This window comes from Paraburkholderia tropica (assembly GCF_014171495.1).
Classification (GTDB): Bacteria; Pseudomonadota; Gammaproteobacteria; order Burkholderiales; family Burkholderiaceae; genus Paraburkholderia; species Paraburkholderia tropica.
Genome location: NZ_CP049137.1, coordinates 633,438 through 651,887, shown reverse-complemented (window position 1 = coordinate 651,887; position 18,450 = coordinate 633,438). Strand labels below are relative to the sequence as shown.

General features: G+C 66.4%; 15 protein-coding genes and 1 pseudogene. 13 read left to right on the top strand and 3 right to left on the bottom strand.

Features of this window, described 5'->3' with window-relative positions; translation table 11 throughout:
- Positions 1 to 10: 10 nt before the first annotated feature.
- Positions 11 to 2,047, bottom strand: coding sequence for an arylsulfatase (locus G5S35_RS33385; RefSeq protein ID WP_183040590.1), 2,037 nt, complete (start codon positions 2,045 to 2,047; stop codon positions 11 to 13).
- Positions 2,048 to 2,214: 167 nt separating this feature from the next.
- On the opposite strand from G5S35_RS33385, the gene G5S35_RS33380 reads away from it, so the two are divergent.
- Positions 2,215 to 2,994: a DeoR/GlpR family DNA-binding transcription regulator gene (locus G5S35_RS33380; protein WP_065059880.1), complete on the top strand. Its 780-nt coding sequence runs from the start codon at positions 2,215 to 2,217 to the stop codon at positions 2,992 to 2,994.
- Positions 2,995 to 3,023: 29 nt separating this feature from the next.
- A complete protein-coding gene (locus G5S35_RS33375) occupies positions 3,024 to 3,635 on the top strand; it encodes a hypothetical protein (protein WP_074987485.1) in 612 nt (203 codons plus the stop codon).
- A 7-nt stretch (positions 3,636 to 3,642) separates the two neighbouring features.
- Here G5S35_RS33375 and G5S35_RS33370 read toward each other — a convergent pair whose 3' ends face one another.
- Positions 3,643 to 5,064, bottom strand: a complete 1,422-nt coding sequence (locus tag G5S35_RS33370) for an aminotransferase-like domain-containing protein (RefSeq protein WP_183040589.1) — start codon at positions 5,062 to 5,064, stop codon at positions 3,643 to 3,645.
- 383 nt (positions 5,065 to 5,447) lie between these two features.
- Between G5S35_RS33370 and G5S35_RS33365 the strand changes: the two genes are divergently transcribed.
- Together G5S35_RS33365 and G5S35_RS33360 are read left to right on the top strand one after the other, a co-directional pair.
- Positions 5,448 to 7,256, top strand: a complete 1,809-nt coding sequence (locus G5S35_RS33365; RefSeq protein ID WP_183040588.1) for a nitrite/sulfite reductase — start codon at positions 5,448 to 5,450, stop codon at positions 7,254 to 7,256.
- Positions 7,253 to 7,669, top strand: a complete 417-nt coding sequence (locus G5S35_RS33360) for a DUF934 domain-containing protein (RefSeq protein ID WP_065059876.1) — start codon at positions 7,253 to 7,255, stop codon at positions 7,667 to 7,669. Before G5S35_RS33365 ends, G5S35_RS33360 begins: the two co-directional genes overlap by 4 nt.
- Before the next feature lie 26 nt (positions 7,670 to 7,695).
- On the opposite strand, the gene G5S35_RS33355 is transcribed toward G5S35_RS33360, so the two are convergent.
- Positions 7,696 to 9,087, bottom strand: coding sequence for an aminotransferase-like domain-containing protein (locus tag G5S35_RS33355; RefSeq protein WP_065059875.1), 1,392 nt, complete (start codon positions 9,085 to 9,087; stop codon positions 7,696 to 7,698).
- Positions 9,088 to 9,453: 366 nt separating this feature from the next.
- Here G5S35_RS33355 and G5S35_RS33350 point away from each other — a divergent pair, with 366 nt between their 5' ends.
- The 9 genes and pseudogenes from G5S35_RS33350 (at position 9,454) to scpA (ending at position 18,244) form a co-directional block, all read left to right on the top strand.
- Complete coding sequence (locus G5S35_RS33350) at positions 9,454 to 9,936, top strand: MSMEG_0572/Sll0783 family nitrogen starvation response protein (protein ID WP_065059874.1); 483 nt, start codon at positions 9,454 to 9,456, stop codon at positions 9,934 to 9,936.
- Positions 9,937 to 9,954: 18 nt separating this feature from the next.
- Entirely contained in the window at positions 9,955 to 11,010 is a 1,056-nt protein-coding gene (locus G5S35_RS33345; RefSeq protein WP_074987489.1) for a Nit6803 family nitrilase, read from the top strand.
- Entirely contained in the window at positions 10,931 to 12,082 is a 1,152-nt protein-coding gene (locus G5S35_RS33340) for an MSMEG_0568 family radical SAM protein (RefSeq protein WP_080180666.1), read from the top strand. Before G5S35_RS33345 ends, G5S35_RS33340 begins: the two co-directional genes overlap by 80 nt.
- Positions 12,079 to 12,617 (top strand): annotated as a pseudogene (locus G5S35_RS33335) (MSMEG_0567/Sll0786 family nitrogen starvation N-acetyltransferase). The gene G5S35_RS33340 and the pseudogene G5S35_RS33335 overlap by 4 nt, the downstream one beginning before the upstream one ends.
- Positions 12,617 to 13,648, top strand: coding sequence for a sll0787 family AIR synthase-like protein (locus tag G5S35_RS33330; RefSeq protein ID WP_183040587.1), 1,032 nt, complete (start codon positions 12,617 to 12,619; stop codon positions 13,646 to 13,648). Before G5S35_RS33335 ends, G5S35_RS33330 begins: the two are co-directional and overlap by 1 nt.
- A 50-nt stretch (positions 13,649 to 13,698) precedes the next feature.
- Positions 13,699 to 13,980 (top strand): MSMEG_0570 family nitrogen starvation response protein, encoded by a 282-nt coding sequence (locus tag G5S35_RS33325; RefSeq protein WP_065059870.1) that lies wholly within the window; start codon positions 13,699 to 13,701, stop codon positions 13,978 to 13,980.
- Between the two features lie 20 nt (positions 13,981 to 14,000).
- On the top strand, positions 14,001 to 15,299 hold the full coding sequence (locus tag G5S35_RS33320; RefSeq protein ID WP_183040586.1) for an MSMEG_0569 family flavin-dependent oxidoreductase: 1,299 nt from the start codon (positions 14,001 to 14,003) through the stop codon (positions 15,297 to 15,299).
- A complete protein-coding gene (locus tag G5S35_RS33315; RefSeq protein ID WP_065059868.1) occupies positions 15,283 to 16,158 on the top strand; it encodes a Pnap_2097 family protein in 876 nt (291 codons plus the stop codon). Before G5S35_RS33320 ends, G5S35_RS33315 begins: the two co-directional genes overlap by 17 nt.
- A gap of 19 nt (positions 16,159 to 16,177) precedes the next feature.
- A complete protein-coding gene (gene scpA, locus G5S35_RS33310; RefSeq protein ID WP_183040585.1) occupies positions 16,178 to 18,244 on the top strand; it encodes a methylmalonyl-CoA mutase in 2,067 nt (688 codons plus the stop codon).
- The last annotated feature ends 206 nt before the right edge of the window (positions 18,245 to 18,450 follow it).

Sequence of the window (18,450 nt, the reverse complement as noted above, 5' to 3'; positions counted from 1 at the left end):
TGCCGCTTCCTCAGTAATAGCCGTGCGGCTGAAGCGGTTCGACGCCGCCCACGTTCGTCATGTAGTCGTTCCATTGCTGGATCAACTGCTGGATGACGGTGGGATTCTGCGTGGATACGTCGTTGACTTCGCCGCGGTCGCTGGCGAGATCGTAGAGTTGCCAGTGGCCGTCCACGGGGCCGAGCGGCGGCTCGGTCCAGAGCGCTTTCCAGCGGCCGTCGGCGCTGCGCAGATAGGCGCGGCCATAGGCTTCGTCGCCGAATGCGGCCGTGTGCACTTCGCCCGTGCTCGTGCCGTCGAGCAGCGGCAGCAGCGACTTGCCCGTGACCGGATAGACATAGCGGTTGTTATAGACCACCTTGCCCTTGTTCTGGTCGACGCCCGTGAGCGCGCTCACGAGTGCGGGCGCGGGCGTGCTCGGCGGCGTGGCGCCGGCGACGTCGAGGAAGGTCGCGGTGTCGTCGGTGACGTGCGTGAAGACGCGCAGCGTCGCCGCCTGCGTGGTCTGTCCCGGCAGATGCGCGATGGTCGGCACGGACACGCCGCCTTCCGCCGAATAGCCCTTGGTGTAGCGGAACGGCGCGGCGCTGACTTCGGCCCAGCGCAGGCCGTATTGCAGACGCTGCGCGCTCTGCTTGCCGTTGTCGGTGCCGAGCGCGGAGTAGGTGGGCTCCTGCGCGTTGGCCGTGTCGGTGGCGGTGGGGTCCGCGCCCGAGTCGATCGGCCAGCCTTCGGCGCCGTTATCGGACTGGAACATGATGAAGGTGTTGTCGTACTCGCCGATATCCTTCAGATGCTGAATCAGGAGTCCGATGTTGTAGTCGAGATTCTCGACCATGCCTGCGTAGATCTCCATGTAGCGCGCCTGCGACTTGCGCTCGTCGGCGGACAGGCTCGACCACGCCTTGTCGACGTTGCCCTGACCGTAATCGACGTAACCTGCGGACGCCGGATGCACCGCGCTGATGTACTTCGCACTCGCCGTGCCGTTGTTGGCCGTGGCGGCCGAGCGCGTGAGCGTTTCAGGCAGGCCCGGATTGGGCTGGAAGTCGGCGGGAATCAGGCCGAGCGCTTTCTGCCGCGCGATGCGCGCGTTGCGGATGGCGTCGTAGCCCGCGTCGTACACGCCCGCATATTTGTGCAGCCACGGGTCCGGCACCTGCAGCGGCCAGTGCGGCGACGTGAAGGCGGCGTAGGCAAAGAAGGGCTTGCCGTCGCCCTTGTGCGAGTCGATGTAGGAGATCAGCTTCTGCGTATAGAAGTTGGTCGAATAGAACACGGCCGGATTGCCGCCCGTGCCGCCGGGTTGGCCCGGTTGCCCCGGCTGCACGTACACGCCGTCTTCCGTGTAGTTCTGCGAGCCTGCGAGTTCGTGCGCGAAGTGATTCGTGGCCGCGCCGCCGAGCAGCGCGTAGCTGTGTTCGAAGCCCCATTGATCGGGCGTCTGGCCGCTGCCCGAGGCGCTGCCGACGATGCCCGAGCCGAGGTGCCACTTGCCCGCCATGTAGGTGTGATAGCCCGCGTCCTTGAGCAGTTGCGCGACCGACAGCGCGCGATCGTTCAGATAGCCTTCGTACCCGGGCAGACCCTTGCGCTCGTCGGTGGGCACGCCCATCGTGCCTTCGCCGACGAGGTGATGATCGGTGCCCGAAATCAGCATCGAACGCGTGATCGCGCAGACCGTGCCCGCGTGATGGTTCGTGAGAATGCGCCCCGAGGCGACCAGCGCGTCGAGGTTGGGCGTGCTGATTTCGCCGCCGAACGCGTGGATGTCCGAGTAGCCGAGGTCGTCGGCCATGATGTAGAGAATATTGGGCTGTTTGTGCGACGACGCCGACGCGCTCGCCTGCGTCGTGACCGTATCCGAGCCGCCGCATGCGCCGAGCGCGAGCGCGCCCGCGATGGAGGCCGCGGCGACGCGCAGACGCAGCGAGGCGTTCGTTGCCGCTGCGTGTGCTGATCGAATGGTGACGGTATCGGAGGATTGCGTGGCGCGTGCGCGACGTGACGCACGCGCGGATGCGCGAAGGGCGGCCGGGTATCTCATCGTTGTTGTAGTACTTTTTGTAAGTTGGAGCGGCGATCTTATCGGCGGCTGTGTGCGTGCCAAAGTCCGATTCGTCAGTTGCTTCGCGCGAGAACTGCTAAGCCGCGCAACGCCGGCCGCGTCACCCCTTACAATAGGGGCGTTGCTCACCCGCCCGTTCCGAGACCATGACACGAGACCCCCGCCTCACCCTCAACGCGCGCCAGCAGGAGCTGCTCGAATGGGTGCAGCGTGACGGCTTCGTGACCGTCGACGATCTCGCCGCGCATTTCGACGTCACGCCGCAGACCATTCGCCGCGACGTCAACTGGCTCGCCGACATGAATCTGCTGCGCCGCTATCACGGCGGCGCGAGTCTGCCCACGAGTTCGGAAAACGTCTCGTACGGCGCGCGCCAGCACATGTTCCACGAAGAGAAGCGGCGCATCGCGGCGCTCGCGGCTTCGCACATTCCCGATCAGGCTTCGCTGTTCATCAACCTCGGCACCACGACCGAGGAGGTCGCGCGCGCGCTCAATCACCATCGCGGACTGCGCGTGATCACGAACAATCTGAACGTCGCGAGCATGATGAGCGGCTACCCCGAATGCGAGGTGCTCATCACGGGCGGCATCGTGCGGCCGTGGGACAAGGGCATCGTGGGCGAACTGACGATCGATTTCATCCGCCAGTTCAAGGTGGATTACGCGATCATCGGCACCTCGGCGATCGAACTCGACGGCACGCTGCGCGATTTCGACACGCGCGAAGTGCGCGTGGCCGAAGCGATCATCGAGCATGCGCGCACCGTTTATCTCGTGACCGATCATTCGAAGTTCGGCCGCCCCGCGCTCGTGCGCCAGGGACATTTGAGCCAGATTCACGCGCTCTTCACCGATAAACCGCTGCCCGACGCGATGAGCGAGACGATCGCGCAGGCGGGCACGGCCGTGTATATCGCGCAGTGACGTGACGCGTCACGGCCAGGGAGCCTGCGATGGACTTCGAAGCGTTTCTCCGGAAGTGGCAAAACGATCCCTCGACGTCATCGCAGATCGAGCGGCTCGTGCCGATGGCGGCCGCGCTTCGCGAGATGCCGCAATGCCTCGGCGCGGTGCTGGTCGGTTCATTTGCGAAGCAATCCGCTGACCGGCTCTCGGACCTCGACCTCGTCGCCTTTTGCGCGCCAGGCGATGGTCGTGTGCTGTTCGAGGCGATCCGGCAGCAAGTCGCGACGTCGCAGGCGCTTTTCACGCTCGATGGCGCGCACGATGCGGAGAGCCCGTTCCAGAAGCTCATCTTCGACGATATGACGTCGATTGAATTTCACGTCATCGCGCCGGCCACGCAACTCGTACTGGAACAGCCGTTCGTGGAGATCGTGAATCGCGATCGCTATCTGGAGTCGCGCAGCGTGAGCCGCCTGGCAGCGAGCGTCGGGGACGCGTCGTCGGCGTATGGCTATGGCGATCGCGGTCTCGCGTGGGAACTGCTCACTTGCCTGAAATGGCTTTGGCGCGGCGATGTCGCTGCGGCGAAGCGCTATCTGATCGCGCTGGGCAAGGCGATCGACGCGTCGGAAGCGTCGGAAGCGCGCGCAAAGGTCTGACGACCGCTCAAGCTCCCTTCACCGTCTCCGAGAGTATTTCCCCCAGCGTGCGGATCGCCGCGTCGATGCGAGGCGACCACGGATGCCCGTAGTTCAGGCGGATGCAATGCTCGAACGCGCAGGTCGCCGAGAAAATCGGGCCGGGCGCCACGCTGATGCCGCGTCCGATCGCGCGCCGATGCAACTCCATCGCGTCGATCGCTTTGTCGAATCGCAGCCACAGAAAGTAGCCGCCATCCGGAATCGTCCATTGCGTGCCCGCGGGCAGCCAGCGGCGGATCGCGGCGCACAGCGCGTCGCGCTGGTCGCGCAGCGCGAGCCGCATTTTCTTCAGATGGCGCTCGTACGCGCCGTGTTCCAGATAGTCGGCGATGCCGGCCTGCGCCGGAATGCTCGCGGACAGCGTGGTCATCAATTTGAGTCTTTGCACGCGTTCCGCGAAACGGCCCGCGCTGACCCAGCCGACGCGATAGCCGGGCGCGAGCGTCTTCGAAAACGAACTGCAATGCATCACGAGGCCGTGGCGGTCGAAGGCCATCGCGGGCTTCGGATAGTCCGGCGAAAAATGCAGTTCGCCGTACACGTCGTCTTCGATGAGCGGCACGTCGTGTTGCGCGAGCAGGTCGACCAGCGCCTTCTTCTTCGCATCGCTGAGCGTGACGCCGGTCGGATTGTGGAAGTTGGTCATGAACCAGCAGGCGCGCACCGGATGCTTGCGCAGCGTGTTCGCCAGCACGTCGAGATCGAGGCCCGTTTGCGGATCGACGGGAATCTCCACCGCCCGCAAGCCAAGCCGCTCGACCGCCTGAAGCGCCGCATAAAAACCGGGCGATTCGACCGCGACGACGTCGCCGGGCTGCGTCACCGCCATCAGGCAGAGATTGAGCGCTTCGAGCGCGCCATTGGTCACGACGATTTCGTCGGCGGGCTGCGAAATGCCGATACGCATGTAGCGCAGCGCAATCTGGCGGCGCAGATTCTCGTTGCCCGGCGGCAGATCGACCACCGTGCTCCACGGGCTCACGCTGCGCGCCGCGTGGCCGAGCGATTTGGCCAGACGCGACAGCGGGAAAAACGTCGGCGAGGGAAACGCGGAACCGAGCGGCACGATGCCCGGCTGCTTCGCGGCATCGAGCACGGAAAACACCAGTTCGCTGATATCGACCGTGGTGGCTTCATCTTCATCGGCCGTGACCGCCTGCGTGGCCTTGCCGTTCACGGGGCGCGGCGCGACAAAGTAGCCCGAGCGTTCGGCGGCGCGCACGAGTCCCCATTGTTCGAGCAGGTAATACGCGCGCGCGGCGGTCGATTGACTCACGCCGTGCTGGGCGATGATCTGCCGCAGCGACGGCATGCGCGAGCCGGCGGCTACGTCGCCTGAGCGAATTTCGGTCGCCATGATTTGCGCGAGGCGTTCGTAGCGGGTCATAGGTGTCGGTGTGAGCGAAGGCGTGCGAGATCGATCTGCTACGGCGATTTTATCGCCGACTGCTTCTGTGCGTGGATCTCGAATGCGCGCATGATGCCGTTCAGCGCCCCGACGCACTGAGGTTGTTCTGCAAGGGGCGGGGATTACTGCGCGAGTGCCCGGTTCATCACCCAAACCCGCAGTGTTCGCGGCTCTGTATTGCCTGTAGCGCGGCGAACGCCGGCCCTCGGACAGCGATGTCCGAGGGCATTTTTCGTGGGCGCTACGTTATGTGCGCGTGCTCGTGAGCCGAATCTGCTGCGCTCATTTCGTCGCCAACTGCTACTGTCGCGGCGCGGCGAATCGGCGTAACTTCTGCGCTTCATTTTGGTTCGACGCGCGACATGTACCGCTACACAGAATTCGACCGTGCCTTTCTCCGGCAACGGGCTGCGCAGTTCAGAGATCAACTGGAACGCTGGAGTGACGGCCGTCTCGGCGAAGACGCGTTCCGCCCGCTGCGTTTGCAGAACGGCTGGTACGTGCAGCGCCATGCGCCGATGTTGCGCGTGGCGGTGCCGTATGGCGAAGTGTCGAGCGCGCAACTGCGTGTGCTCGCACGGATCGCGCGCGAGTACGACGATCCACCGGCTGACGTCTACGCGTCCGCCATGGCGGCGCAAGGGCAACTCGGCACCACGCGCCTGCCGACGCATTGCGCGCATTTCACGACGCGCACCAACGTGCAGTTCAACTGGATTCCGCTCTCGAAGGCGGCGGACGTCATGGATCTGCTCGCGACCGTCGATATGCACGGCATTCAGACGAGCGGCAACTGCATTCGCAACATTTCCTGCGATGAACGCGCGGGCGTGACGCCCGACGAAATCGCGGACCCGCGTCCGTTCGCGGAGATCATGCGTCAGTGGACGACGCTGCATCCCGAGTTCGCGTTTTTGCCGCGCAAGTTCAAGATCGCGATCACCGGCGCGCACGACGATCGCGCCGCGACGGCCTGGCACGATGTGGGCCTCGAACTGGTGCGCGACGCGGCCGGCGAACTGGGCTTTCGCGTGCGCGTGGGCGGCGGCATGGGACGCACGCCGATGATCGGCACCGTGATCCGCGCGTTTTTGCCGTGGCAACAGATCATGAATTACATCGAGGCGATCGTGCGCGTCTACAACCAGTATGGGCGGCGCGACAACAAATACAAGGCGCGTATCAAGATGCTCGTGAAGGCCGAAGGGCAGCGCTATATCGACGAAGTCGAGGAAGAGTTCCGGCAGATCGTCGAGCGCGACGGCGGTCCGCACACGATTCCGCTGAGCGAACTCGAACGCGTGCGCGCCTGCTTCGAGCCGCCTGCGGCGCTCGCGCAGCGCACGGCATCGCGCGACGCTGCCGAGCCTTCGCGCGCGACTGCAACGGCTACAGCAAGCACAGCGACAACGCCACGCTACGCGCGCTGGCTCGAACGCAACGTCGCGGCCCACAAGGCGCCGTCGCTGCGCATCGTCACGCTGTCGTTCAAGCGTTTACATCAGGCGCCCGGCGACGCCTCGGCCGAGCAGCTCGAACGCGTGGCGGATCTCGTCGATCGTTTTTCCGCGGGCGAAGCGCGCGTGACGCATGCGCAGAATATCGTGCTGCCGTGGGTCCATGAAGACGACCTCGCGGCGTTGTGGGAAGCGGCGTCGCAAGCCGGTCTCGCGAGCGCGAACGTCGATCTGCTGACCAACATGATCGCGTGCCCCGGCGGCGATTTTTGCGCGCTGGCGAATGCGCGCTCGCTGCCCATCGCGGACGCCATCATGGAGCGCTATCAGGATCTCGACGAACTGGAAGACATCGGCGAAGTGGATCTGCATATCAGCGGCTGCATCAACTCGTGCGGCCATCATCACAGCGGACACATCGGCATTCTCGGCGTGGATAAGGACGGCGCGGAGTGGTATCAGATCACGCTCGGCGGCTCGGACGGCACGCTCGCGAGCGGCGTCGCGCAGGCGGGCAAGGTGATCGGGCCGTCGTTCTCCGCGAGCGAAGTGCCGGATGCGATCGAGGCGATGCTGCGCGTCTATCGCGAAACGCGCCAGCCGCTAGACGGCACAGGCGCGGAGAAGTTCGTCGATACCGTGCGGCGCGTCGGACTGGAGCCGTTCAAGACGGCGGCCAATGCCGCGCGCGCACAGCAACGGAGCCTCGCATGAAGCCGCGTCTCGAACTCACGCTGCTCCATCGCGCCGAACATGATGCGCAAGCACGCGACGCGGTCGTGACGCTGCCGAACGACGCCGATCCCTTCGAGCACGCCGAGGCGATTCTCGCCGCGCAGCGCGTCGAATTGCATTTTCCGCAATTCACCGATGGACGCGCATTCAGCCAGGCGTATCTGATTCGCCGTCGCCTCGGATTCAAAGGCGATCTGCGTGCATGCGGCGACGTGTTGCCGGATCAGGTGCTGCAGATCGCGCGCACGGGCTTTTCGAGCGCGGTGCTGCAAGACGGCGTGTCGCGCGAGGAAGCGCGCACGCAGTTGATGCGATTCGGCGGCTTCTATCAGGGCGACGTCACGGCGGGTGCGCCGTTTCACGACGGCGCTCGCGAACGGCACGACGTTTGACTTTGCGGCGCGCGCCGCTCATGCGCTCACAGCATCGGCGAATGCAGATGATCGGGATGATCGAGCATATCGGCGACGAGATGCAGCGACTCTTCCATCGCGAGCGCATCGCCGGGACCGCCGAGACAGATCCGCACGGCATTGGGCGGATTGCCGTCGGTGCTGAAGGCCGCGCCCGACACCACGCCAATCTGTTTGGTGCGCAGATGCGAAGCGAGTTCCGAGGCGCTCCAGCCCGTTTCTCGCGGCACCGTGAGCCAGAGATGAAAACACTGCTTCGAGGTTTCGATCTCGCGCGACGCAAACACCTGCGCCGCAATATGCTGACGCACCGCGCACTCGTCGCGAATCGCCGCGAGCATCTGCTGCGCGATGCCGTTTTCGATCCAGCGCGCAGCGAGATGCGACATATACGGGCTCGCCATCACGGTGGTCGCGCGCAGCGCGCCCGAGAGCCGTTCAGCATGGCGTGAACTGGGCGCGACCACATACGCCACGCGCAGCCCCGCGCCAAAACACTTCGACATGCCGGTCACGTAGTAGGTGAGTTCGGGCGCGAGCGTCGCGAGCGCGACGGGCGGCGCTTCGCAGAGCATGCCGTAGGCGTCGTCCTCGATGATCGGCACGTTGTAGCGCAGGGCGATATCGGCGATATGTTCGCGGCGGTTCTGCGAGAGCGTGCGCGTGGTGGGATTCTGCAGCGTGGGATTGCAATAGAGCACACCGGGCTTGCGCGTCTTGCAGAGCGTTTCGAAGGCGTTGGCGTCGAGCCCTTCGTCGTCGCGCGGCAGCGGCGCGAGCGTCATGCCGAGCTGCGTGGCGATGACCTTCAGGCCCGGATACGCCACGCAATCGACGCAGATCGTCTCGCCCGGCTTCACGAGCCGCAACAGCAACGCCACCAGCGCGTTATGAATGCCGGGGCAGACGAGCACGGCGTCGGCGCGATGCGAAGGCACCGTATGGCGCAGCCATTGACTCGCCACGCCGCGCTCGAATTGCGTGCCGCCGAAATCCTGATAACGCAGCATCGACCAGGCGTCCGCCGCGCCGATGATCTGCGCCGCCGATTCCGCGAGCAGCGCGGTCATCTCCGGCGGCTCGGGCGGCATGTTCATCGTCATTTCGAGCGCCGTGCCCGCGCGCAGCGGCACGGCGGGCGGCCGTCCGCGCACATACGAGCCGCTGCCCGCGCGCGAATCGATCAGGCCGCGCTTGCGCGCTTCGGCATAGCCGCGCGCGAGCGTGGTGTAGTTGATCTTCAGCGCATCCGAAAGATCGCGCAACGCCGGCAGCCGATCGCGCGGACGCAGGCGTCCGCTCGCCACGTCTTCCTCGATGAGATCGGGAATCGTCTGATAAACCGGCTTGTCGCTTTCGGCGAGCCGTTTGAGCCAATGGGCGGTAACGTTCGACATGGACGTGCGCGAGCAATCGCGTGAAGAATGAGCCTCTTCATTCTAGTGACGATCGTCGCCGGAAAATAAATCAATTGATCGCGCGTGATTGCATCGAATGATCCGAATTGATGCATGCAGGCACCGATTCGACGATTCTCTGCCCCATGCGCGGGCGGCCTTTAAATCAAGCGCATCGCCGCGTCCACGGTGTGCCGGTGCACGCGAGCCGCGCGCGCAGAAAAATTCGCCTGGATCATTCGCGACAGGCGGCAATGATTGGAAATTGATCGCATGGCACACGACGTTTGATGGCATAGCCGTTGCGAAATGAGAGACGCCGGCCACCGGTCGGACCAGTCCTCAATCATTGAACGGAGTCACGCAATGCCCGCCATCACCACGCCTGCCCACAAGACCGGCGACTTCCTCGTCGACTACGAAGAGAAGGTGTTCGAGGACGTCAAAGCCGAGCCTGGCGAGAAAGCGCTCGTCACGTTCCATACCGTTGCTTTCGAAGGCTCGATTGGCTTCGTCAACATGCTGCAAGCCACGCGTCTGCAACGCAAGGGCTTCGAAACCTCGATCCTGCTCTATGGTCCCGGCGTGATGCTCGGCGTCCAGCGCGGCTTCCCGACGCTCGGCGCCGAAGCGTTTCCGGGCCACCTGAACTTCAACAACCAGTTGATGAAATTCATGGCCGAAGGCGGCAAGGTCTACGCCTGCCGCTTCGCCTTGCAGGCGCTCTACGGCCAGACCGAGAAGGCGCTGATCGAAGGCGTGCGCCCGATCAATCCGCTCGACGTGCTCGATCTGAAGCTGCTGCATCGCAAGTCGAACGCGCTCGTGATCGATACCTGGACTGTTTGAGCACGCACGGGTATCGCCATGTCGACTCCATCTTCGAAGCGCATCGTGCGCGCCGCCGCGGTGCAGATCGCGCCGGATCTTACCTCGGGCGCCGGCACGCTCGCGCGCGTGTGCGACGCCATCGTCGAGGCCGCGCGTCAGGGCGTGCAGCTCGCGGTGTTTCCCGAAACCTTTCTGCCGTACTACCCGTACTTCTCGTTCGTGCTGCCGCCGGTGCAATCGGGCGCCGAACATCTGCGGCTTTACGAAGAAGCGGTGACGATACCCGGACCCGTGACCGACGCCGTGGCCGCGCTCGCGCGCGAGCACGGCATGGTGATCGTGCTCGGCGTGAACGAGCGCGATCACGGCAGCCTCTACAACACGCAACTGATTTTCGACGCGGACGGCCAGCTCAAAGTGAAGCGCCGCAAGCTCACGCCGACGTTTCATGAACGCATGATCTGGGGGCAGGGCGACGCCGCCGGTCTCAAGGTTGCGCAGACGGCGGTCGGCCGCGTGGGCGCGCTCGCGTGCTGGGAGCACTACAACCCGCTCGCGCGCTACGCGCTCATGACGCAGCACGAAGAGATTCATTGCAGCCAGTTTCCGGGCTCGCTGGTCGGTCCGATCTTCGCCGAACAGATCGAGGTGACGATCCGTCATCACGCGCTCGAATCGGGCTGCTTCGTTGTCAACGCAACGGGTTGGCTCAGCGACGCGCAGATCGAATCGATCACGCCCGATCCCAAACTGCAAAAAGCGCTGCGCGGCGGCTGCAATGCGGCGATCGTCTCGCCCGAGGGCCAGCATCTCGCCGCGCCGCTGCGCGAAGGCGAAGGCATGGTGATCGCCGATCTCGACATGGCGCTCATCACCAAACGCAAACGCATGATGGATTCGGTGGGCCACTACGCGCGCCCCGAACTCCTCAGTCTCGCGATCAACGAGCGGCCCGCCGCGCCCGTGGTTTCTTTCGACGAAGCGGGCGCCGCCCCTTCCTGGAGTGCTCAGCATGAATGCCAGCGTCAATCTGCCGGAAACGACACGGCCCGAGTCGATACTGCCCGAGTCGAAACTGCAACTGCTGACTGAGTTGCAGTCGAGCGGACTGCGGCTCGCCGCGCCGGACGCGGCGGGGCTCTCGCGTCGCGGCGGCGCGGGGCCGTCCGATCACAAGGCCGTGGTGATCGACGGCGTCACGCTGATGGTGCCGGTGCATACGCACGGCGCGCATCAATCGGCGTTCGTGGCCGAGGCGCCCGATGCGAACGGCGTCAGCGTGCTCGCGCGCGGCACCATTCCGGTCGCGCAGATCGCGTTCGCGAAGACGCCGCGCTTCTACAAGCTGCAGACGCTCGACGGCGTGCCGTATTCGCACATCGCCACGCTGCATGGCACCGACGTGCTCGCGACCACGGTGCTGCAAACCTGCATTCGCTACGAAAGCCGCAAGAAGGCGTGCAAATTCTGCGCGATCGGGCAGTCGCTGGCGGCAGGCCGCACGGTCGCGCACAAGACGCCCGAGCAACTGGCCGAAGTCGCGCGCGCGGCCGTGCTGCTCGACAAGGTCAAGCACATGGTGCTGACGACCGGCACGCCGCCCACGCCCGATCGGGGCGCGGCCGTGTTGTGCGACAGCGCGCGCGCGATCCGGCGCGCCGTCGATCTGCCGATCCAGGCGCAGTGCGAACCGCCCGACGACGACGCGTGGTTCGCGCGCATGCGCGAGGCCGGTATCGACACGCTCGGCATGCATCTCGAAGTGCTCGGCGACGCGCTGCGCGAACGCATCATGCCGGGCAAGGCGACCGTGCCCGTGAGCCGCTATATGACGGCGTTCGAGGCGGCGGTAAAGGTGTTCGGACGCGGCCAGGTGAGCACCTATATTCTCGCCGGTCTGGGCGATTCGCCGGAGCGGATTCTCGACACGGCGCAGCGCCTCGTCGCGCTCGGCGTGTATCCGTTCGTGGTGCCGTTCGTGCCGATTTCCGGCACGCCGCTCGAAGATCACGCGCCGCCCACGCCCGACTTCATGCGCGCGATTCTCGCGCCGCTCGGCGCGATGGTGCGCGAAGCCGGTTTGCGCGCCGACGAGATCAAGGCCGGTTGCGGCAAATGCGGCGCGTGCTCGTCGTTGTCGTCGTTCGAAAAGGTGGCGGCATGAGCGGCGTCTATCGTGGAATCGATTCGAGCCCGGAAATCGTGGTGCGCTGGGCGCGCGAACGCTGGGAGATCGACGGCGCGTATGCGTTGCGGCGCGAGGTGTTCTGCCGCGAGCAAGGGCTTTTCGAGCACGACGATCTCGATGCCGTCGACGCCCACGCGCAGTTGCTCGTCGCGGTGTGCGACGCGCGCGTGGTGGGGACCGTGCGCATTCATCGGCGCGACGCGGCCGATTGCGGCACGACATGGTTCGGCTCGCGCCTCGCCGTGAGCGAAGCCTTCCGCCGTCACGGACGCATCGGCGCGACGCTGATCCGGCTCGCGGTCAGCAGCGCGCACGCGCTCGGCTGCGAGACCTTTCTCGCGCACGTGCAGGCGCAGAATGCGCCGCTGTTTCAGCGTCTGCATTGGCGCACGCTCGACGTGGCGATGCTGTTCGGACTCGAGCATCACCGGATGCAGGCCGACCTTGCTCACTACCCCCGTGCGCGACGCCTTATCTCGGCTTCGTGGTCGATCAGCGGAGGGCCGCGTGATGGCCGATGACGCAACCGTTGACACGACCGTCGATACAACGACGCTCGACGACCTCGTGGCGAGCGTGCGCGCAAGCCGAGGCGTAGCGCACAAGACCGATATCGCGCCCGTGCTCGCGGCGTTCGCGGACGCCGACGCGTCCGCCGTCATCGGCGCGGGCGACGACTGTGCCGCGCTGCCCGATGGCGACGGCTATCTGCTGTTCGCAGCGGAAGGCATGGTGAGCGATCTGATCGACGCGATGCCGTGGTTCGCGGGCTATTGCTCGGTGCTGGTCAACGTCAGCGACGTGTGCGCGATGGGCGGCCGGCCGCTTGCGGTCGTCGACGTGATCTGGAGCGACGGCCTGGCGAACGCGACGCCGGTGCTCGAAGGCATGGCGGCGGCGGCGCGACAGCTCGGCGTGCCGATCGTCGGCGGCCACAGCAACGCGCGCAGCGAACGAACGCAGCTTGCCGTGGCGATTCTGGGCAAAGCGAAGCGGCTGCTCTCCAGTTTCGCGGCGCGCGCGGGCGATCGGCTGATGATGGCGGTCGATCTGCGCGGCGCGTTCGTGGAGCCGTATCCGTACTGGAATGCGGCCACGGAAGCGCCCGCCGAACGCATTCGCGGCGACCTCGCCGTGCTCGCGCAACTCGCCGAAAACGGGCTGTGCGAAGCAGCCAAGGACATCAGCATGGCCGGCATCGCGGGTACCGCGATGATGCTCGCGGAGTGCTCGCAGGTGGGCGTGCGTATCGATCTCGACGCCGTGCCGCGTCCGCCGGGCGTCGCACTGTCGCGCTGGATGCAGGTGTTCCCGAGCTTTGGCTATCTGCTGAGCGTCGCGCCGCATCACGTCGACGCGGTGCGCGCGTGCTTCGGCGCGCGCGGCATCGCGTGCGCGAGCATCGGCGAGGTGCACGCCGAACCGACGATCGACCTGCAATGGCGCGGCGAGACGCGCACGGCATGGCGTCTCGACGAGCGCGCCTTCATCGTTCCGGCCGACCGGCGCGCGACCCGCGCGTGGGACGCGCCGGCAGTCTGAATCCACCGTTTTGAATCCACCGTTTGAAAGTTGAACCCCAGGAGAACGCGATGCCCGTTACGCATTTCGTCGTGCGCTGGCCCGACGGCGAAGAGGAGCGCTGCTATTCGCCGTCGACCGTCGTGCGCGAATATCTGCGCCCCGGCGACTATCCGCTCGACGTCTTTCTCGCGCAGGCGCGCGACGGACTCGCGGCGGCCTCGGAACGCGTGCGCGCGAAGTTCGGTTACGCGTGCTCGTCGGCGATGGACCAATGGGCGGCGCTCGAACGCCGCGCCGAACCCTTTCGCACACAGGACGCCCAGGTCGTCACTGTCGTGCAGATCGATTGAAACGTCATAAGGAGAAACGCATGTCCACCCAGACGCACGCGGCCACGTCCGCCCCGACGTCGACGCCCCTTTGCGACGAGCATGTGAGCGTCGTCGTGGTGGGCGGCGGTCAGGCCGGTCTGTCGATGAGCTATTGCCTCAAGCAGTACGGCATCGATCATGTCATGCTCGAAAAACACACGGTTACGCATACGTGGCGCGAACAGCGCTGGGACGCGTTCTGTCTCGTCACGCCGAACTGGCAATGCGCGCTGCCCGATTATCCGTATCGCGGCGACGATCCGCATGGCTTCATGAAGAAGGACGAGATCATCGCGTGGCTCGACGGTTTCGTGCAGCACGTCGACGCGCCGGTGCGCGAAGGCGTGGCGGTCACGCGCGTGACGCGGCGCGCGCAGGGCGGCTTCGTCGTGCAGACGAGCGCGGGCACGCTGAGCGCCGATCAGGTCGTGGTGGCCGCGGGCGGTTATCACACGCCGATCGTGCCGCGCATGGCCGAGCGTCTGCCGTCGTCGGTCGTGCAGATCCAGTCGTCGGAATATCGCAATGCGGGCGCGCTGCCCGAAGGCGCGGTGCTCGTGGTCGGCTCGGGGCAGTCGGGCGCGCAGATCGCGGAGGATCTGCATCTGGCCGGACGCAAGGTCGTGCTCGCGGTCGGCGAAGCGCCGCGTTGCGCGCGTTTCTATCGCGGCCGCGACGTGGTCGACTGGCTCGCGGACATGAAGTATTACGACATGCCCGTGGAAGCGCATCCGTTGCGCGAAGGCGTGCGCGACAACACCAATCACTATGTGACGGGCCGCGACGGCGGCCGCGATATCGACCTGCGCAAGTTCGCGAGCGAGGGCATGGCGCTCTATGGCGCGCTCGACGATTACGTCGATGGCGCGCTGCGTTTCAGGCCGAATCTGCGCGCGAATCTCGATAGCGCCGACGAAACCTATAACCGCATCAACGCGTCGATCGACAAGTTTATCGCGCAGAAGGGCATCGATGCGCCGCCGGGCGAGGTCTATCGCGCCGTGTGGGAACCGCAGGCGGAGCGCAGCGCGCTCGATCTCGCGTCGAGCGGGATCGGCAGCATCGTCTGGTGCATCGGCTTTCGTCCGGACTTCAGCTGGGTCGATCTGCCGATCTTCAACGGGCGCGGCTATCCAGGCCACGCGCGCGGCGTCACCGCGCAGGAAGGACTCTATTTTCTGGGCCTGCCGTGGCTGCATACGTGGGGTTCGGGCCGCTTCTCCGGCATCGCGCGCGACGCCGCGTTTCTGGCCGATCGTATTGTCGAGCTGGCGCGGCCCGATGCGCGCGCGGCGTGACGTTGCGCCCGCGAAGCCGCCCGCGCCAGGCCGCACGCACTATCTCGCGGGCATGCCCGAGCTGGCTTTTTCCGGGCTGTCCGAGCAATGGCTGTTGCGCACCTGCGGGCAATTGCACTGGAACGGTCTCGCGGATCAGGTGCGCCTCGCCGCGCCCGACTTCTACGACGACGCGGGCCGCAAGTCCTACGCCGCGTTCACGGCGATACGCGTGCGCGAGGCGCGGCTGGAAGACGTGAGCGAGAACCAGCGCTTCGCCATCGAGGCCGACGTGCGCCGCATTGCAGGCGCGCGTCACTTCGGCGAGTTTCGCGTGTTCACGACCGAGAGCGCGATTGCGAAGGTCGAGATGCTATCGACCTTCGTGCGGCGCGCGTCGAGCGGCGACAACCGCTCGGTCTGCAAGGCTTCGTTCGATCGCCTGCCGGTCACGACCGCGCCGCCGCCCGCCGCCGCGCAAGCCATGCTCGAACAAAGCAGGCGGCTTCGCGCAGGCGAATGGACGCAGCACGGACGCCTTGACCGGAACGCGCACGCGGTCGAGCACGTGGTCGACTATCTGCCGTGCCCGACGCTCGATTTCAACGGCGCGCATCTGCTGTATTTCGCGAGTTTCCAGTCGATGGTCGACCGCGCCGAGTGGCATTGGCGCTCGACGCAGCACACGGCGCCGCCTTCGCTCGTCGAGCGCGAGATGGCGTTCTACGGCAACGCGAATGTCGGCGACAAGCTCGTGCTCGCGTTCGGCGCGCGTCACGCGGATCACGCGGGGCTCTCGCACTGGTGCGCCATTTCCCGCGCGGCGGACGGCATGCGAATCGCCGACGTCGTGACGCACAAGCGCTGGTCGCACGAATGATTCCGCATGACAAATCCGCATGAATGACGCCTTTTCCGTGCCGCGCAAGCCGCTCTACACGCGCGCCGATCTGCCCGATGTGCCGTGGCTCGATGCGCGCCCCGGCGAGTTCCCGTTCGTGCGCGGCATCCACGCGGCGATGTACGCGCAGCGGCCGTGGACCATCCGCCAATACGCGGGCTACGCCGACGCGAGCGCGACGAATCTCGCCTATCGGCGTGCGATAGAAAGCGGCGCGCGCGGCTTGTCGGTTGCGTTCGATTTACCGACGCATCGCGGACATGATTCGGATGACGAATCAATCGGCGGTGATGTTGGCATGGCGGGCGTCGCGATCGATTCGGTCGAGGATATGAAGCGCTTGTTCGAGGGCATCGCGCTCGACGAAGTCTCCGTTTCGATGACGATGAGCGGCGCGGTGTTGCCCGTGCTCGCGGCCTTTATCGTGGCGGCGGAGGAGTCCGGCGTCGCCGCTGAGCGCCTGCGCGGGACGATCCAGAACGACATCCTCAAGGAGTTCATGGCGCGCAACACGTGGATCTTCGCGCCGCAACCGTCGATGCGCATCGCGACGGATGTGGTGCAGCACGTGCTCGCGCATCTGCCGCAATTCAACGCGATGTCGGTGTCGGGTTATCACCTGCAGGAAGCGGGCGCGGACGGCGTGCTGGAGCTGGCGCTCACGCTCGCGAACGCGCGCGAATATGTGCTGCGGCTCGTCGATGCAGGCGCGGATGCCGATCGCGTCTGCGCGCAATTGAGTTTCTTTTTCGCCGTGGGCCCGGACTTCTTCGGCGAGATCGCGAAGCTGCGCGCGGCGCGCGTGTTGTGGGCGGAGCTGGCGCGTTCGCTGGGCGCGCGTTCGGCACGCGCGGCGCAGTTGCGCATGCATTGCCAGACGGCGGGCTCCAGCCTGCACGCCCAGCATGCGCACAACAACATCGTGCGCACGACGATCGAAGCGCTGGCGGCCGTGCTCGGCGGCACGCAGTCGCTGCATACGAACGCCTGGGACGAAGCGCTCTCGCTGCCCGGCGAGGCCGCGGCGACGCTGGCGCGCGACACCCAGCGGATGCTTCAGCACGAAATGGGCTTGTGCGAGACGGCCGATCCGCTGGGCGGCGCGTATATGGTCGAAGCGCTGACCGCGCGCACGATCGACGCCGTGAAGGCGAGGCTCGCCGACATCGACGCGCAGGGCGGCGTGATCGGCACGATCGAGTCGGGTTGGGTGCAGGCGCAACTTCATCGCGCGGCGACGCAAACCCAGGCGCGCATCGACTCGGGCGAGCAGGTGATCGTCGGCGTGAACCGCGATCGCGCGGCGCCGCCCACGGACAGCGAATGGCTCGACGTCGACGCACGCGTGGTGCGCGCCGTGCAGATCGACCGACTGCGCCAGTTACGTGCGAGTCGCGATGCCGCCCGCGTGCGCGCTGCGCTCGATGCGCTCACGCATGGCGCGCGCACGGGCGAGGGCAATCTGCTGGCCTTGACGATCGACGCCATGCGCGCCCGCGCGAGCGTGGGCGAATGCACGGCGGCGCTGGAACGGGTGTGGCCGCGCTGGCACCGGGCGCTCGCGAGCGAGGCGCAGATCTACGCGGCGGCGCGCGGCGACGATGCGGCGTGGAACGCGGCGCGCCACGCCGTGGCGCAGTGGACCGCGTTGCAAGGGCGCGCGCCGCGCATGGCGCTCGCGAAGCTGGGCCTCGACGGCCACGACCGCGGCGTGCGCGTGGTGGCGGCCGGGCTCGCGGATGCGGGCTTCGATGTGCGCCTCGGGCCGCTGTTTACGACACCGCAAGAGGTGGCCGCGTGGGCGCACGCGTGCGATCCCGACATCGTCGGCGTATCGACGCTGGCGGGCGCACATGGCGCGCTGGTGCCGACACTCCTCGACGCGTTGCGGGCGCATCGCTGCGACGCGCCGCTCGTGCTCGGCGGCATCGTGCCCGAAGCGCATCGCGAGGCCCTGCTCGCGGCGGGCGTGGCGCGGATCGTCGGGCCGGATACGCCGCTCGACCGGATCGTTCTCGACGTGCTCCGGGCGCTCAGCCCGCAGGCGCAGCCTTCGCCCTGCTGAAAGCGCGCGCGGCGCACCGGCCGCACCAAAGTACCAGCATCGGCGGCTTGCCCGCGCGCCGCACCGTCGCGGGGCATGCGCCTGCACGCCCCGGAACGCCCGCCCGGCGGATTTTCCAGCCGATTCGGCAGGCCCCGCCGCGCAACGCCCGTTCCCAAAAAGTGCCAGCGAATCTGCAATTTGTATAGGGACAAGTCCGCGCCTCG

Coding starts and splice junctions, on each gene's coding strand:
- G5S35_RS33385 (WP_183040590.1), bottom strand. CDS start 2,047: ATGAGATACCCGGCCGCCCTTCGCGCATCCGCGCGTGCGTCACGTCGC.
- G5S35_RS33380 (WP_065059880.1), top strand. CDS start 2,215: ATGACACGAGACCCCCGCCTCACCCTCAACGCGCGCCAGCAGGAGCTG.
- G5S35_RS33375 (WP_074987485.1), top strand. CDS start 3,024: ATGGACTTCGAAGCGTTTCTCCGGAAGTGGCAAAACGATCCCTCGACG.
- G5S35_RS33370 (WP_183040589.1), bottom strand. CDS start 5,064: ATGACCCGCTACGAACGCCTCGCGCAAATCATGGCGACCGAAATTCGC.
- G5S35_RS33365 (WP_183040588.1), top strand. CDS start 5,448: ATGTACCGCTACACAGAATTCGACCGTGCCTTTCTCCGGCAACGGGCT.
- G5S35_RS33360 (WP_065059876.1), top strand. CDS start 7,253: ATGAAGCCGCGTCTCGAACTCACGCTGCTCCATCGCGCCGAACATGAT.
- G5S35_RS33355 (WP_065059875.1), bottom strand. CDS start 9,087: ATGTCGAACGTTACCGCCCATTGGCTCAAACGGCTCGCCGAAAGCGAC.
- G5S35_RS33350 (WP_065059874.1), top strand. CDS start 9,454: ATGCCCGCCATCACCACGCCTGCCCACAAGACCGGCGACTTCCTCGTC.
- G5S35_RS33345 (WP_074987489.1), top strand. CDS start 9,955: ATGTCGACTCCATCTTCGAAGCGCATCGTGCGCGCCGCCGCGGTGCAG.
- G5S35_RS33340 (WP_080180666.1), top strand. CDS start 10,931: ATGAATGCCAGCGTCAATCTGCCGGAAACGACACGGCCCGAGTCGATA.
- G5S35_RS33330 (WP_183040587.1), top strand. CDS start 12,617: ATGGCCGATGACGCAACCGTTGACACGACCGTCGATACAACGACGCTC.
- G5S35_RS33325 (WP_065059870.1), top strand. CDS start 13,699: ATGCCCGTTACGCATTTCGTCGTGCGCTGGCCCGACGGCGAAGAGGAG.
- G5S35_RS33320 (WP_183040586.1), top strand. CDS start 14,001: ATGTCCACCCAGACGCACGCGGCCACGTCCGCCCCGACGTCGACGCCC.
- G5S35_RS33315 (WP_065059868.1), top strand. CDS start 15,283: ATGCGCGCGCGGCGTGACGTTGCGCCCGCGAAGCCGCCCGCGCCAGGC.
- scpA (WP_183040585.1), top strand. CDS start 16,178: ATGAATGACGCCTTTTCCGTGCCGCGCAAGCCGCTCTACACGCGCGCC.